Annotated in this window: 12 protein-coding genes and 2 rRNA genes; 1 reads left to right on the plus strand and 13 read right to left on the minus strand. The window is 63.3% G+C overall.

Annotated features, from left to right (window positions below):
* Positions 1–18 precede the first annotated feature (18 nt).
* From Q0672_RS13260 to Q0672_RS13305, 10 genes are all read right to left on the minus strand, one after another.
* Positions 19–3,162: a methyl-accepting chemotaxis protein gene (locus Q0672_RS13260; protein WP_298622891.1), complete on the minus strand. Its 3,144-nt coding sequence runs from the start codon at positions 3,160–3,162 to the stop codon at positions 19–21.
* Positions 3,163–3,204: 42 nt separating this feature from the next.
* A complete protein-coding gene (locus Q0672_RS13265; RefSeq protein ID WP_153159903.1) occupies positions 3,205–3,708 on the minus strand; it encodes a chemotaxis protein CheW in 504 nt (167 codons plus the stop codon).
* Between the two features lie 128 nt (positions 3,709–3,836).
* On the minus strand, positions 3,837–6,107 hold the full coding sequence (locus tag Q0672_RS13270) for a chemotaxis protein CheW (protein ID WP_298622894.1): 2,271 nt from the start codon (positions 6,105–6,107) through the stop codon (positions 3,837–3,839).
* A 35-nt stretch (positions 6,108–6,142) separates the two neighbouring features.
* Positions 6,143–6,508: a response regulator gene (locus Q0672_RS13275; RefSeq protein WP_298622896.1), complete on the minus strand. Its 366-nt coding sequence runs from the start codon at positions 6,506–6,508 to the stop codon at positions 6,143–6,145.
* Between the two features lie 23 nt (positions 6,509–6,531).
* On the minus strand, positions 6,532–7,734 hold the full coding sequence (locus Q0672_RS13280; RefSeq protein ID WP_298622898.1) for a methyl-accepting chemotaxis protein: 1,203 nt from the start codon (positions 7,732–7,734) through the stop codon (positions 6,532–6,534).
* Positions 7,735–7,787: 53 nt separating this feature from the next.
* Entirely contained in the window at positions 7,788–8,798 is a 1,011-nt protein-coding gene (motB, locus tag Q0672_RS13285) for a flagellar motor protein MotB (protein WP_298622900.1), read from the minus strand.
* A gap of 61 nt (positions 8,799–8,859) precedes the next feature.
* Positions 8,860–9,711 carry a flagellar motor stator protein MotA gene (gene motA, locus Q0672_RS13290; protein WP_298622902.1) on the minus strand — a complete coding sequence of 284 codons (852 nt, stop codon included), beginning with the start codon at positions 9,709–9,711 and terminating at the stop codon, positions 8,860–8,862.
* A 187-nt stretch (positions 9,712–9,898) separates the two neighbouring features.
* The gene (flhC, locus tag Q0672_RS13295; protein ID WP_284188788.1) at positions 9,899–10,441 is read right to left on the minus strand and encodes a flagellar transcriptional regulator FlhC; all 543 of its coding nucleotides are present in this window, start codon (positions 10,439–10,441) and stop codon (positions 9,899–9,901) included.
* 27 nt (positions 10,442–10,468) lie between these two features.
* A complete protein-coding gene (gene flhD, locus Q0672_RS13300) occupies positions 10,469–10,786 on the minus strand; it encodes a flagellar transcriptional regulator FlhD (protein WP_153159896.1) in 318 nt (105 codons plus the stop codon).
* A gap of 217 nt (positions 10,787–11,003) precedes the next feature.
* Positions 11,004–13,043: a diguanylate cyclase gene (locus tag Q0672_RS13305; protein ID WP_298622906.1), complete on the minus strand. Its 2,040-nt coding sequence runs from the start codon at positions 13,041–13,043 to the stop codon at positions 11,004–11,006.
* Positions 13,044–13,192: 149 nt separating this feature from the next.
* Here Q0672_RS13305 and Q0672_RS13310 point away from each other — a divergent pair, with 149 nt between their 5' ends.
* Positions 13,193–13,768, plus strand: coding sequence for an NUDIX hydrolase (locus Q0672_RS13310; RefSeq protein WP_153159894.1), 576 nt, complete (start codon positions 13,193–13,195; stop codon positions 13,766–13,768).
* 9 nt (positions 13,769–13,777) lie between these two features.
* Here Q0672_RS13310 and Q0672_RS13315 read toward each other — a convergent pair whose 3' ends face one another.
* The 3 genes from Q0672_RS13315 to Q0672_RS13325 all read right to left on the minus strand — a co-directional run.
* Positions 13,778–14,227 (minus strand): hypothetical protein, encoded by a 450-nt coding sequence (locus Q0672_RS13315; protein ID WP_298622911.1) that lies wholly within the window; start codon positions 14,225–14,227, stop codon positions 13,778–13,780.
* Positions 14,228–14,593: 366 nt separating this feature from the next.
* A 5S ribosomal RNA gene (gene rrf / locus Q0672_RS13320) occupies positions 14,594–14,706 on the minus strand.
* A 114-nt stretch (positions 14,707–14,820) separates the two neighbouring features.
* Positions 14,821–16,261, minus strand: a 23S ribosomal RNA gene (locus Q0672_RS13325); the annotation flags it as partial.

A 16,261-nucleotide genomic window follows, 5' to 3' on the forward strand; every position in this document is an offset into this window, starting at 1 on the left:
CTCAAACGGATTTGCCGCTCAGAACTCTTCCCACTCGCTTTCCGCCAGATTGGCGGCCTGCTGCCGGACTTTCGGCAGCGGTGTTCCAACCCGCCCCCCCTTGGCGCTGCGCAGCGGCAGGGCGGCAACCTGGGCCGTGACCGGCTTCGGCGCGACCGGCACGGGCGCCTGCTGGCCATGCAAGGCCTTCATCCGGCGGATCTCCTGGATGGTCTCGTCGGAGAGCACCGAGAAGTCATTCAGCAGCAGGCGCTTGGCGCCCACCTCGTCGCCGGCCAACTGGGCGCGGACGACGTCACCAGCACAGCGGTGGAAATCGGCATGGGATTTGGTGAGGCGGGCGAAGCCGGATTCCCTGGCGTAGCGCTGGCCTTCGCCGTGGATCCAGCAGCCCAGCACGCACTTGTCGTCCCGGGAGACGACGGCCGGGTCGAGGTTCTCCCCGCTCCCGGAGATGAAATCCCGCAATTTCTGCTTCCAGCCCATGTGAGCCTGGATCACGCCGTCGAAGTCGAGGGCAGTGGGCGCACGCTGCTCCTGGGCCGCGTTGCCCTTGAGCTGGAAATGGGCCACCGAGCGCACCAGGGACATGGACTGTTCCTGCAGGCTCTCGGCGGCGGCGGCGGCTTCTTCCACCAGCGCGGCGTTCTGCTGGGTCACTTCGTCCATCTGGCCGACGGCCTGGGTCACCTGCTCGATGCCGCCGCTCTGCTCCTGGCTGGCGTCGGCGATCTCGGTGACCAGGGCGGACAGACGCTGGAAGTTGGTAACGACGTCTTCCATGGTCTGGCCGGCTTCATTCACCAGCTTGGCGCCGTCTTCCACCTTGTCCACGCTGTCGGCGATCAGTGCCTTGATCTCGCGGGCGGCCTGGGCACTGCGCTGGGCGAGGCTGCGCACCTCGCTCGCCACGACCGCAAAGCCACGGCCCTGCTCGCCCGCACGGGCGGCCTCGACCGCCGCGTTGAGCGCCAGGATGTTGGTCTGGAAGGCGATCGAATCGATCACGCCGATGATGTCGGCGATCTTCTTCGCGCTCTCCTGGATCGAGCCCATGGTCTCGACCACCCGATTGACCATCGCCCCGCCCTGCTCCGCCACCTCGTTGCTGGAGCTGGCGAGGTTGCGAGCCTGGCGGGCGTTCTCGGCGTTCTGCTTGACGGTGGCGTTGAGCTGCTCCATCGAGCTGGCGGTTTCTTCCAGGCTGCTGGCCTGCTCTTCGGTGCGGGCCGACAGATCGGAGTTGCCGGCGGCGATTTCCTGGGCCGCGGTATTGATGGATTCGGACGCATCCTTGATCTGGCCGACCACCTCGCGCAGGCGGTCGACGGTGGTGTTGGTGTCGTCCTTCAGCTGACCGAAAGTGCCGCCGTAGTCGGCGGTGATCTTCTCGGTCAGATCGCCCCGGGCAATGGCATTGAGCACCCGGGCGATGTCGTCGAGATTAGTCGCCACGATGCCCATCAGGTTGTTCATGCCGTCGGCGAGTGTCGCGAAGAAACCGGTCTTGCCCTCGAGGGACAGCCGGCGGGCGAAGTTGCCCGCAACCGCAGCCGCCATCAGGTCGGCCATTTCCTCTTCGATACGCACTTCACTGGTCCGGTCGCCCCACTCGACCACCGATCCAAGACGCTCACCCTGAGCATTGAACACCGGGTTGGCAATGAGGCTGAAGGTCCGGCCGCCGATCTTCACCTGGGCTCGATGCTCGCCGGTGAGGCGGCCAAGGATGTTGCGCTGGTGAGCCGGATTCTTGTGGAAGACATCGAAGTTGCGCCCCACCAGCCCTTCGACGGCGAAGGCCGGCAGCTCCTTGCGGATGTCGGCTTCGGCCTGACGCAGCATGCCCAGCACGGCGTCGTTGCAGTAGACGATCTGGCCTTCGTTGTCGGCCAGCATGATGTTGGTGGACGCCTTGTCGAGGGCGTTGCGCACCCGCAGGTTGGCGGCAGCCACTTCGTGGTCGGCGGCGATCTTGGCCTTCAGGCTGGCCTGCATCCCGTTGAGCGCGCCGGCGATCTCGCCGAAGGCATCGCTCGAACACACCACCAGCGACTCATCCAGCTTGCCCGCACTCATCCGGCCAAGGCCGGACTGGATCTCGTTGATGGAGGTGAGCATCGTGCGGCGGAATCCCAGGAAGAGATAGCCCGCCACCAGCAGGCAGACGACGATCACCGTGATGACCAGCATGCGAAGCTGCTCCAGGCGCGTGAGACGCTCCATCAGGCGACGGTCGAACTCCGCAGCGGTGATGTCGAACAGGGCGTAGGCGCTATCCACCGCCCGGGTTCCGGTCTCGAAGACCCGGTTCGGTGCGATGTTGATCTCGGCGGCCTTAAGCACGCTGCCATTCACCAGTTCGGTGAAGCCCTGCATCTCGGAGGCCAGCGTCTTGCCCGGCCCGGCCAGGAGCGTCTGCAGGCCGGCGTCCTTGCTGCCTGCCTTCTGCACCGCCGCGTCCACGCCACTGCGCGCATCGGCGATGCGCTGCATCAGCACCCCCAGATCAACCCGCTCGCCCTCCACGATCTTCTGGCGCGATGCGATGCCGGTGCCAATCGCCCGCGTGGCGCCCGCATCCTCCGCGAGCCCGGGCAGGCGCGCGGTGAACATGTCCATGAGGTAGTAGGTTTCCAGCTCCGGATCGAGCGTCGCGTTGGTCGCGTCGGCCACCCGCGTGATGTAGTCGCGCACCCGGTTGATGTATTCGGTATGCAGGCGGAAGCTCTCCGGCCCGGAAACGGTCACGGCACGCGCCTTCACATCGGCCCAATCCTTTGCCAGCCCGCGCCAGGTGGCGTCGGTGGCGAGCTCGGCAGCACGTTGTTCGGCGCCCGCCGCATCCCCCGCCTTGAGGGCCGCATCAACCTTGGCTTCGAGTTCGGTCAGCCGGCCGGCCTGAGCCGTATTTCCACCGATGACCGCCTGCGATACACCCCGGTGCGCCTGTGCCGCCTGAAGCAGCTGGCGCGCCGGCATCACCAGCGGCACGGTCCGGGTCTCGAGGCGGGTGAATGCCACCTCGCCCTGGATACGGTCGAGCAGCAGGTAGGCCAGCACGATCACCGGCACCATGCCGATGATCCCCAGCAGGGCCAGCTTGCCCTGCACGGACAGCCGGTTCATCACGCCAATGGCCGGCGAAAGGATTCCACTCATGACAGTCACTCTCAGCTTGTATTGGGGTCGGCGGAGGCAGGCCTACTGCGCCACTTCGTCAACCAGCGCCATCTCGCTGGAGAGCATCAGGCGCTCGATGTCGACGACGATCAGCATCCGCTCGCCCAGGGCGCCCAGGCCCATGATGTAGGCGGTGTCGACCGACGAGGCGAAATCCGGCGCCGGGCGGATCTGCTCGGGCTGGAGCGCAATGACGTCCGACACGGCATCCACCACCATCCCGACCACGCGGCCGCCGATGTTGAGGATGATCACGACAGTGAAGGGGGTGTATTCGACGACGCCGACGGCGAACTTGATGCGCAGATCGACGATCGGCACGATGGTGCCGCGCAGGTTGATCACCCCCTTGATGAACGCGGGGGCGTTGGCGATCGAGGTGACGGCGTCGTAGCCGCGGATCTCCTGGACCTTCAGGATATCGATCGCGTACTCCTCGGCGCCCAGCGTGAAGGTCAGCAGCTCCTGGGCGAAGCCGGATCCTTCCGACTCCAGGGCGGCAGCGGTTTGAGTTGCCTGCAACATGGGATGCTCCTCGTTGGCGATAGAGGCTTTTACGGCAGCCCCCCATGTTTCTGAAGGCGTCTCGAGACAGTCGCCCAGCATGAAAAAGGCCGCCCTGAGGCGGCCTTCGAAACGCGCGACGGACTGTCTCAGGCCGCCGCCGGCAACACCCGCCGGGCCATGCCGACGAGCATCGGCACGTCGAGGATCAGCGCCACGCGGCCGTCGCCCATGATGGTTGCCCCGGCCACCCCCGGCACCCGCCGGTAGTTGGCCTCCAGGCTCTTGATGACCACCTGGTGCTGGCCGACGAGCTGGTCGATGAACAGGGCCGCGCTCTGTCCGTCGGCCTCCAGCACCACCATGATCCCCTTCGACCAGTCGGTGATCGCGCCCTGGATGCGGAACACGTCGTGCAGGCAGATCACCGGGAGGTATTCGCCACGCACCTGGATCAGCCGCTCGACACCGGAGACGCTCTTCATCATGCCGCGCTCCGGCTGCATCGACTCCATCACGTAGCCCAGCGGGATGATGTAGGTCTCGGGGCCGACGCCGACGCTCATGCCGTCAAGGATCGCCAGGGTGAGCGGTAGACGCACCGTGATGCGGGTACCGACGCCCGGCATCGAATCGAGCTCGATCCGCCCACCCATCGCCGAGATGTTCTTCTTGACCACGTCCATGCCCACGCCACGGCCGGACACCTCGGTGACCTGCTCGGCGGTCGAGAAGCCCGGCTCCATGATGAGCTGCCAGACTTCCTGGTCGCTCATCGCGTCGCTCACCGCCATGCCGCGTTCCTTGGCCTTGGCGAGGATGCGGGCGCGGTTGAGGCCGGCACCGTCGTCACCCACTTCAATGACGATGTTGCCGCTCTGGTGGTAGGCCGACAGGGTGATCGTGCCGGTTTCCGGCTTGCCGGCGGCGCGGCGCCTTTCGGGCGTCTCGAGGCCGTGGTCGAGGCTGTTGCGCACAAGGTGGGTGAGCGGGTCGGTGATGCGCTCGACGAGGCTCTTGTCCATTTCGGTGGTCTCGCCGATCGTCTTCAGCTCGACCTGCTTGCCGAGCTTCTGGGACAGATCGCGCACCACCCGCGGGAAGCGGCTGAACACCACCGAGATCGGCATCATCCGGATCGACATCACGGACTCCTGCAGGTCGCGGGTGTTGCGCTCCAGCTGGGCCAGGCCGTTGATGAGGCGCTCGAAGATCACCGGATCGACGTTGCTGGCCGCCTGGGTGAGCATGGCCTGGGTGATGACCAGCTCGCCCACGAGGTTGATCATCTGATCCACCTTCTCGACGCTGACGCGGATCGAACCGCTGTCACCACTTCCGGCCGCGCGCACTGCCGGCGGCTTCTTGGTGGGCGCAGCGACCGGGGCCGGCGCCTCGACGACCGCAGCGGGTTCGGGCGCAGCCGCCACGACCGCCGGAGCGGCCTGGGGCAGGGGATCGAAGAAACCGTAGGCCGTCTCGGCCGGCGCAGCGGCAGGCTCGGGATCGGTGAACAGCCCATAGGGCTCGGGTTCGGCCGGGGCGTCGGGCTGGGCGGGAAGATCGGTGAAGAAACCGTAGGCTTCACCGCCATCGACCGAAAACACCACCGGCGCGGACCCAGACGAGCCATCGGGTTCGGGCTGAGGGTCAAAGAAACCATAGGCCTCATCGGCCGGCTGGATCATGTCATGGAAGAAGCCGTAGGCCTCATGTCCATCGGCGTCCTGCTGGCCGAAGGGCTCGATGCGCACGGTTTCGCCGTCGGCGACAAAGTCGATGACCCCGCGGAGCACGTCGGCGCCGACCTCGGTGGTGATCCGCAGGTGACATTCCGGATTGTCGGCGGTCGGCGTGGCGAGCGTCTCCACCACACCGAAGCTGCCCAGCTCCTCGATGAGATTGCCCAGGCGCTCCTCGGGCGATGCGCCAAGCAGCGAGAAATACAGATCGAAGCCGGTGACGCAGACCGGCACCCCCAGCGCAATGGGCTCGGGTGCCGGGATCGACGATACGGCGGCGGGCGCGTCGAGGGCGTTGCACAAGGCCTGCAGGCGATGGCAGATGGCCTCTGCTGCCTCCCGGTCGGCCTCGTCCTCACCCTTGTGGGCGGCGAGCAGGTTCTTGAGCACGTCCCCCGCCACCAGCGAGGCATCCACCATGTCGTCGGTGAGCGGGGCTTCGCCCTTGCGAACCCGGTCGAGCATGGTCTCGAGGATGTGGGTGACCTCCATCATGTCCTGGAAGCCGAAGGTGCCGCTCGACCCCTTGATCGAGTGGGCCGCGCGGAACAGCGCGTTGACCTCCTCCTCGTCGGGCGCGGCCGGGTCGATCGCCAGCAGCAACGCCTCCATACTCGCCAGGTGCTCGGCGGCTTCCTCGAAAAACACCTGGTAGAACTGGCTCATGTCTATGGCCATGCCTGTCTCCCTGACGCGCGAATGCCTGCCTCGGCTTAGCCGATCACCTTCTTGACCACCTCGATGAGCTTCTGCGGGTCGAAGGGCTTGACCAGCCAGCCGGTCGCACCGGCGGCGCGGCCCTGGGACTTCATGGCGTCGGACGATTCGGTGGTCAGCATCAGGATCGGCACCGTGCGGTACTGGGGCATCGCCCGCAGCGACTTGATGAGGGACAGCCCGTCCATGCGCGGCATGTTCTGGTCGGTGAGGACCAGATTGCAGCCCCTGGACTTGGCCTTGTCGAGGCCATCCATGCCGTCGACGGCCTCGACGACCTCATAGCCGGCGCTTTTCAGGGTGAAGGACACCATCTGCCGGATGGAGGCAGAATCATCAACGGTGAGTACGGTCTTGGCCATTGTCATTTCCTAAGGTTCTGAAACTAAAACAAGTCGATTTCGCCATGCGAGACATCCTGCTGGCTCACAGGGTTGCCCCCGACGCGCTGATCGAGCGTCGCCAGCGACGTCTGGATTGCCGCGACAGCATTGCGCAGCGGACCGAAATCACCCGCCGAAACGGCGTGCTGGATGCCATCGGTGAGGGCGTCGAACTCGGTCATCAACTGCCCAAGCCCTTCCACCCGCCGATCCACATGTCCGATGAGCTGGGACACCAGATCCTGAAACTGCAGCGCGGTCACCGCCCGATTGACTTCCACGTCCATCTCGCGGGCCTGCTCGCCCAGCCGGACGATAGCCTTGCCGCGCTGCTGGTTGATCGATTCGATCGACGCAAGCACCTGCTCAACCTGCTGCTTCGATTCGAGGGCGAAGTTCATGTCGGTGGAGGCAAGACGCTCGATCGCGTCCTCGGCGCCCTCCACGCCTTCGCGCATCGATTTCATGACGATGCTGATCTGCTGGCTGAACTGGGCGGTACGGGTCGACAGCTCGCGCACCTCGTCGGCCACCACCGCAAAGCCGCGCCCCGCCTCGCCGGCCCGGGCCGCCTCGATGGCAGCGTTGAGGGCCAGCAGGTTGGTCTGCTTGGAGATGCTGCTGATCTCGCCGAGGATGCTTTCCACGTCATTGGCCCGCTGGGAGATGCGGTCGGTCATCTCGACCAGCTCCATGCCCAGCTTGCTGTTGAGGATCACGCTATCCACGACGCGCTGCATCACCGACGAGGTGTTGGCCACGAACAGATCGAAGCGCGAACCGGCATCGCCATCCTCGTCATCCTGCGCGAGGCCGACAGCCACGTTCTGCTGAGCCTGGGTCGCCGCAAGCAGGCCGTGAAAGCTCCCCATCAGGGTGCCGATGGCAGTGGAGAGCATCTCCTGCACCCGATCCACCTCGCCCTTGATGGCCAGATGCTGGCCACGGAAGGCCTGCGTCGATTCCCGCAGCACGCCTTCGATGGCAACCAGCTCGTCGACCGGAAGGCTGGTTGCGCGCCCGTGGGCTTCCGTCGTCGCAGGTTCGGCCGACACCAGCAGCATCAGCACAACCCACCCGAGCACGAGCAGGCCGGCCCCCGTCAGGGTCGCCACAGCCCCAGCCTGGAAGTAGGTGGTGACACCTACTGTCACGCCCGACCACAGAAGGCCGACGAGTATCGCGGTGGTTCGAGAGGGTTTCATTTTCCTATTGGCAAGAATCAGAAGCAGTCGCGGTCATATCGTCACGAGCACGCTTATTCTTTAGGGCGGCCGGGTAGCCGGATGGCCTGCCCGGCACCAAGGCCGGCGCGGATATCCCCGACGTCGACACCGGTTTCGCTATTCACTTCGAGCTTCTTGTTGCCGCCGCGCAGCGCGGCCTCGGCCTGCTTGTTGAGCACGACGATGCTGATCCGTCGGTTGATCGGGCCGCCCGGGTTGGCGGGATCGAGCGGCAGCGTGTCGGCAAGGCCGACCACCCGGACCATCTTGCCTTCTGCCAGCCCGCCGGCCACCAGCTCCCGTCGCGACGCGTTGGCGCGGTTGGCAGAGAGCTCCCAGTTCGAGAAACCCCGCTCGCCGCCCGCGTAGCGCGTCGAGTCGGTATGCCCCGACAGGCTCACGTTGTTATCCACTCCGTTGAGCGTCGCGCCGATCGAGCGCAGCAGCTCCTGGGTATAGGGCTTTAGCGATGCGCTGGACGAATCGAACATCGGCCGGTTCTGCTCGTCGACAATCTGGATGCGCAGGCCCTCGGTGGTGATGTCCAGCAACAGCTGGTTCTTGAACGGCCGCAGGCTTGGGCTCGCCTCGATGATCGCCTCGATCTGCCCCTTCAGGTCTTCGAGCTTGGCGCGCTCCTTGCGCTCCTCGGCCTTCTTGATCGCCTCCGCGTCGTCGTCGCCCAACGGCTTGGTCGCCCCCTTGGCAGCCTCGATGTTGAGCGATCGCTTACCTTCCACATCGCCCCGCTTCACCTGGCCCACCGAACGCGTCAGATCCTGCCCGCCGCCCGCAATCGGGCTAGTCGCGTCACCCGCGCCCGAACCTCCGCTCATCGCCACCTTGAGGGGCGAATTGAAGAACTCCGCAATCCCCTGCAGGTCGCCCTGGGCTGTGGAGCCGAGCAGCCACATCAGCAGGAAGAAGGCCATCATCGCGGTCACGAAGTCGGCATAGGCGATCTTCCACGCGCCACCGTGGGCACCGCCGCCGCCCTTCTTGATCTTCTTGACGACGATTGGCTGTTGGGTATCGTCACTCATGACATCGATCCGGCAGGCGAGGGAATCCGCGACGCATCACGCCGCATCACCGGGACACGCATCACTTCTTGCTCTTGATCGCTTCTTCAAGCTCGGCAAAGCCTGGCCGATCGGTCGAGAACAGCACCTTGCGCCCGAACTCCACCGCCACCTGGGGCGCGTAGCCGTTCATGCTCGCCAGTAGCACCGCCTTCATGCACTGGTAGATCTTTCCGCCCTCCTCGACCTTCTGCTCCAGCTGGCCGGCTACCGGCGCCACGAAACCATAGGAGATGAGAATACCGAGGAAGGTCCCCACCAGCGCGCCGCCGATCATCTTGCCGAGCACCGCCGGCGGCTGGCCCACCGAGCCCATCACGTTCACCACGCCCATCACCGCCACGACGATACCGAAGGCCGGCACCGCGTCACCCACCTTGGAGACCACGTGGGCCGGCGTATGGGCTTCGTGATGGTGGGTTTCCATCTCGATGTCCATCAGGTTCTCGATCTCGAAGGCGTTGAGGTTGCCGCCAACCATCATCCGCAGGTAGTCGCACAGGAAATCCACCGCGTGGTGGTCGGCCGTGAAGGCCGGATACTTGGAGAGGATCGGGCTGCCTTCGGGGTTCTCGATGTCGCCTTCGATGGACATCAGGCCTTCCTTGCGCACCTTGGCGAGGATCTCGTAGAGCATGCACAGCACATCGGTGTAGAAGGCCTTGTTGTAGGGCGAGCCCTTGAAGATCGTCGGTAGCGCGGCAATGGTGCCCTTGATCGCTTTCGGCCCGTTGCCCGCAACGAAGCCGCCGATGGTCAGACCGACGATCGCGATGTATTCCGTCGGAACCCACAGGGCCGCCAGACTGCCGTGCACGGCGTAAGTACCGAGGGACGCCGCCAGGATGATGACGTAGCCGATGATCAGAAACATCGCCGAAACCTCATTGGGTTGGCAGGCTGGGGGCGCCTGCCGGATCCGTTATTCTTCACCGGCGATATCGGCCCTGCCTGAAGAAACTTGAGCACCTGACGCAAGCCTGTCGTCACCCGAAAGCAGGCAAAAAAATGCCGCCTGATCGAAACCGGCGGCATAACCTCATCGTCAATCGAGAGGGAGGTCAGGGTATGGCAACTTCGTTCGCCTGGGCCCGCCGGGTCTTGCCGGCGCGGGACGGCACGTGGCACAGCCCGCAGACGTAATCGTGGGTCGGGTCGAAACCGTGGGAGACAAAATGTCCGCCGCAGCAGGTGCAACGGGCCAGTTGCAGCAGCTTGGCGTCAAAGAAACGGATCAGCGTCCAGGCCCGGGTGAGCGACAGCACCTGCTCCATCTCGAAGGATTCGATGTGCTCGTTGTACAGCCGGTAAGCCTGGATGATGGCGTCCAGCCCTTCGAGGTGCGCGTTGGTCTGGACGAAACGGTACAGGGCCATGAACAGTGAGGCATGGATGTTCGGCTGCCACGACATGAACCAGTCAGTCGAAAACGGCAGCATGCCCTTCGGGGGCGAGACGCCCTTTACTTCCTTGTAGAGCTTGAGCAGACGTTCCCGGCTCAGGGCGGTCTCGGCTTCAAGCATCTGCATGCGCGCACCCAGACGGATCAGCTCGACCGCCTTCTGGATGTCCTGCGCTTCCTGCAGCACGCTCTTGTTTCGCACGATGGTCTCCCTCAGCCGCGGGCCGGATCAGGCCAGATGGGCGACAGGCCGCCCGGCTGCGAGGATCGCCGCGTGCAGATGCGCCGCACCGCGCTCGCGGCCATGGGACGACAGCAGATCGACCAGCATGGTGTCGTTGAAGCGGAACTGACAGAGCAGCATGTTCGAATTAGCCATCCGCAGCACCTGGGCGGAACTCAACCCTTCCAGCACTTCAGCCACTTCTTCGCCGATTCCCAGGCGGTAGATGGCGGCAGCGCGGTCGGCGCGCAGCATCTGCTGAGCAAGCATCAGATAGGCCAGATTCAGTTCCCGAATCTCGTCATGCATCGTGTTTGTGTTCATCTTTATCTCCTCGACAGACCTGTCGTTATCTGCGGCAAATTCTGCCGTTCACCGGCAACTCTCGCCATGCGAGGGCTTCGGAAAATCACGTAGGAGCAAACACGTAAACGCAAGTAAGAAAATGGCCTACGCATACACCCAAATTGGGCAATTGCGTAGGCCATTTTGACCTGCGTACAAGGCACGCGACGGCTTTCACCATCGGCGCCAGACGATCCTAGCGGGGTGGGATCAGCGGCCCCGGGCGCAGGGACTGGGCGGTCATGATGCGGTTGCGCCCCTTGTTCTTGGCCAGGTAGAGCGCCTGGTCAGCACGCTTCACCAGCGCGTCGGGGTCGGTCATCACCGTGTCGCGGGTCGCCACGCCGATGCTCACCGACATCGTGAGGGGCTGGCCGGAAACCGTGAGCGGCGCGCTCTCGACGGCAAAGCGCACCCGCTCCGCACAGGCCAGCGCCGCGTCCAGCCCGGTGTCCGGGCAGATCACCAGGAACTCGTCGCCCCCGGTGCGGGCCACGATGTCCTGGGCCCGCAGCGCGCCCTTGATCGACGTCGCCACCTGCCGCAGCACCGCATCCCCCACGTCGTGGCCGTGGGAATCGTTGTAGGTCTTGAACTGATCCACGTCGATGACCATCCCCGACAGCGGGCGGCGGGTGCGCGACGACACCGACCACTCCTGCTGCATCCGCTCGATGGCGTAGCGGCGGTTGGGGAAGCCGGTCAGCGAATCGGTCAGCGCCACTTCCTGCAGGCGCCGGTTGGATACGGCCAGCTCGGCGGCAAAGCGGCGAATCTCCTCCCGGTCACGATCGAGCTCCTGTTGCAGCCGGATCACCCGCTGGCCCGCACGTAGCCGCGCGGCGAGCACCCGCGGGTTGATCGGCTTGTTCATGAAGTCATCGACGCCGTTTTCGAAGGCCTCGATCAGCCGGTCATCGTCGTCGAGGCTGGTCATGATCAGCATGTAGATGCTGCGGCCTATCTTCGTCTGGCGCAGCGCCCGGGTCAGCTCGAGGCCGCTCATCTCGGGCATGATCCAGTCGACGATCATCAGCTGGGGCTGAAACTCCAGCGCCATCTCCATGCCGACGCGCCCGTCCGACGCCTCGAGCACCTGATGCCCGACGGTCTCGAGCACCTTGCGGACCAGCGCACGCATCGACGCGTCGTCGTCGACGATCAGCACGCGCATGGCCTGAGACATGCCCACCGGCAGCGTGAGCGGGTTTGCGCCACCCGGCATCGGCGCTCGATCGACCGGCAGTTCATGGGATTCACCCGGCAGATGCTGGACGCGAGCCTTGGCCTCCGTCGCGAGCGTCGCGGCGATCGCCTCGCCACGGCTGGCAAGTTCGCTGAACGGGGGGATCTCCAGGGTATCGAGCTCAAGCAGCGCGCCCCAGGCCTGCCACTCGCGGACCACCCCGTCGCACAGTTCGTTGATCGCCACCGGATCGAAGGCCAACCGCCCACCGATCTCAAACAGGCGACTCATCAGGTTGGGGCGCTCGGCCTCCTCGGCCAGAAACACCTCGGCGATGAAGGAGGCCAGATGCAGCGAATGGGCAATCACGAACTCCCGCGAGCCATCGGCGTAGCCCGACTCCTCGGGGGCTTCGGAAAAGAAGGCCGGCTCGTGGAAGATCCGCGGCAAGCCCCAGTCGGCCAGCATTGCCGAAGTCAGTTCCCGGTGGTTGAGCGCAAAAGCACGCTGCTCCAGGGCCACCAGCGGGAGATCCCGATACTCGAGGGTCTGCTTCAGAACCTTGCCGTAATCCTGTGGGTAGAGCGTCGCCAACGCGAGTTCGCCGATCCGTGCCAGCAAGCCGAGGCAGAACGTCTCCTCCGCCGCCGCAACACGGGTGCGCTGGGTGATGGCCTGCATTGCCAGCGCATGGACAAGACAGCTGGTCCAGTAGCGCCCATAGTCAAAGCCCTTGCAGTTGCCGTCACGGTAGCTCGACAGCAGCGAGAAGCCCAGCGCCAGGGTGCGGACGGCCGGCAGACCGAGCACCATCAACGCCTCCTGAACAGACGCAATCGCCCTGCGGTTGTAGCCCGTCAGCCCGTTGGCCGCCTTGATCAGCCTGCCGACGAAAGCCGGGTCGGTCTTGATGACCCGGGCGAGATCGCCCATCGAGCTCCCCTCCTGCTGAATCAGGCGGATGATGGCCAGCGCCACCCCCTTGGGGGACGGGAGATCTCCCGAGGCCTTCAGTTGCTCGAACTTCGTAACGTCGATTGACACAACCATGTATGTTCCAATTGTTGCCGCAGTCTGGGACTGCACTACTCCATTTTATCGGTCCTGCCCACTTACTCTTGAATCGTCACCAGGCGCACCGCAGCATGGGCGACACCTTGAATTAGAATGGCGGGACTGTCCACGCGTATCCTTCGGCCATGAACTTCTGCTCTCACTGTGGTGCCCCGGTCAGCCTCAAAGTTCCCCCCGGCGACAATCTTCCCCGGCACGTCTGCGACCAGTGCGGAACAATCCACTACCAGAACCCCAAGGTCGTCGTCGGCGCAATCGCCACGTGGGAGGACAAGATCCTGATGTGCAAGCGGGCAATCGAACCCCGCTATGGCAAGTGGACACTTCCGGCCGGCTTCATGGAAAACAACGAAACCACGGGCGAAGCCGCGCTGCGCGAGACCCTCGAAGAAGCCGGCGCCCGAGTCGCCCTGGGGCCGATGTTCACCTTCGTGGATATCCCTCACATCAGCCAGATCCACATCATCTACCGCGCCGAACTCCTTCACCTTGATTTCCAGCCAGGAGAAGAATCGCTTGAGGCCGTTCTGATGACTGAAGCCGAAATCCCCTGGGGTGACATCGCGTTCCGATCGGTCGATTACACACTCCGGAGTTTCTTCGACGACCGCCGACGCGATCGGTTCGAACTCCACACGACCAGCCTCACGCTCCCCATGACGGGGCTCGTCAGCCCGACGACAACCGACAAGAAGTTCTGATGAGCCCAATCACGACTCATCCTTTGAGAAGACTACAGGCAGCCTGACAAACGCATCAGAGACGCCATCCCCCACTGGCGCTGGCACCTCCCGGATAGCCCTGCCCAGCAGCACCAGCGCTCTTCGATCGAGCGTCTCGACCCCGCTGGACGTCACCAGATGCACCTGTGGCCCACCGCCAGCCAGGCGGACATCCACCACGGCCGTACCTGCCACGCCCAGGACTTCTGCCTCCAGCGACTGCATACGGACGGCTGCCGCAGCAAGCGCGATACGGTACCGGGACAGCGACACCCCCTTCGCATCTTCAGGCTCACGCCTAACCGCTGCAACCACGAGCTCCGGCGACTCTGGCGGCGTGCTCGGCTTTAGCCTGTGTGGCAACACCTGCGGCGCTTCCTGAGGATCGCTCTCACGTGACAGCGTTCCGGCGCGCTCTTTCACAGCCTTGCCCACCACCGACGAACGCGGTGGATTATCAGGGGTTGCCCGCTGTGGCGCAGTCATTGTTTCGACTAGGGTTGTTTCAACTCCAGCGGCAGGCACATCAGGCAAGCGCTGCGGGGATTCGGACGAAGGCTGAAGTTGAGCAATACGCACGGAAAACACGGGGGACAGAGGCGCTCGAACATCTCGATTCGGCGATGGCCAGAAGAGCGCCATATGCAAGAGAACAGATAGTGAGACAAGTACCGACCAATAGCGCCAGCGCATTCGAGCGTCCTTTCTCATTCAGCCCCCGCGATTTTTCTGCCGATTTTGTTTTGTGAATGTAAAGCGTAACACCCCCTGAGGCATTTTGCCTGAGGGGGTGTTGAATGGTGAGTCTGACGATGACCTACTTTCACGCACGTGTGTGCACTATCATTGGCGCGGTCTCGTTTCACGGTCCTGTTCGGGATGGGAAGGGGTGGTTCCAAGACGCTATGGTCGTCAGACTGTAACTTGTACCGTTCATCGCGTATTTGCGCTGAACGTCAAAGAGAAGAAGTGTGGTGTTGGGTGGTGCGATTGCGCACGTATTTCGAGTTTGCCTTGTATTGCAAGGTTATAGGATCAAGCCTCACGGGCAATTAGTACTGGTTAGCTTAACGCATTACTGCGCTTCCACACCCAGCCTATCAACGTCGTGGTCTTCAACGACCCTTCAGGGGAATCAAGTTCCCAGGGATATCTCATCTTGAGGCGAGTTTCCCGCTTAGATGCTTTCAGCGGTTATCTCTTCCGAATTTAGCTACCCGGCGATGCGACTGGCGTCACAACCGGTACACCAGAGATTCGTCCACTCCGGTCCTCTCGTACTAGGAGCAGGCCCCCTCAAATATCCAGCGCCCACGGCAGATAGGGACCAAACTGTCTCACGACGTTTTAAACCCAGCTCACGTACCACTTTAAATGGCGAACAGCCATACCCTTGGGACCGGCTACAGCCCCAGGATGTGATGAGCCGACATCGAGGTGCCAAACTCCGCCGTCGATGTGAACTCTTGGGCGGAATCAGCCTGTTATCCCCAGAGTACCTTTTATCCGTTGAGCGATGGCCCTTCCATACAGAACCACCGGATCACTATGACCTGCTTTCGCACCTGCTCGACTTGTCGGTCTCGCAGTCAAGCCTTCTTTTGCCATTGCACTATCAGTACGATGTCCGACCGTACCTAGAAGACCTTCGTACTCCTCCGTTACCTTTTGGGAGGAGACCGCCCCAGTCAAACTGCCTACCATGCACGGTCCCCGATCTGGATTCACAGACCTAGGTTAGAACCTCAACGACACCAGGGTGGTATTTCAAGGACGGCTCCTCCGGAACTAGCGTCCCGGTCTCATCGCCTCCCACCTATCCTACACAAGTCCCGTCAAAGTCCAATGCAAAGCTACAGTAAAGGTTCATGGGGTCTTTCCGTCTAGCCGCGGGGAGATTGCATCTTCACAAACACTTCAACTTCGCTGAGTCTCAGGAGGAGACAGTGTGGCCATCGTTACGCCATTCGTGCAGGTCGGAACTTACCCGACAAGGAATTTCGCTACCTTAGGACCGTTATAGTTACGGCCGCCGTTTACCGGGGCTTCGATCAAGAGCTTGCACCCCATCACTTAACCTTCCGGCACCGGGCAGGCGTCACACCCTATACGTCCACTTTCGTGTTTGCAGAGTGCTGTGTTTTTAATAAACAGTCGCAGCCACCGATTCTCTGCGGCCCCGTCGCCCTTCGGATGTTCTCCTACAAGCTACAGGGGCATACCTTCTCCCGAAGTTACGGTATCAATTTGCCGAGTTCCTTCTCCTGAGTTCTCTCAAGCGCCTTAGTATCTTCTACCTGCCCACCTGTGTCGGTTTGCGGTACGGTCAATTCTAGACTGAAGCTTAGTGGCTTTTCCTGGAAGCAGGGTATCAATCACTTCGGTCTCAAAGAGACCTCGTCGTCACGCCTCAGCTAAGCCCCCCGGATTTGCCTAAGGGGCACGCCTACACGCTTAAACCACCTATTCCAA

Source organism: uncultured Zoogloea sp., from assembly GCF_937894855.1.
In the GTDB taxonomy this organism is placed as follows: Bacteria; Pseudomonadota; Gammaproteobacteria; order Burkholderiales; family Rhodocyclaceae; genus Zoogloea; species Zoogloea oryzae.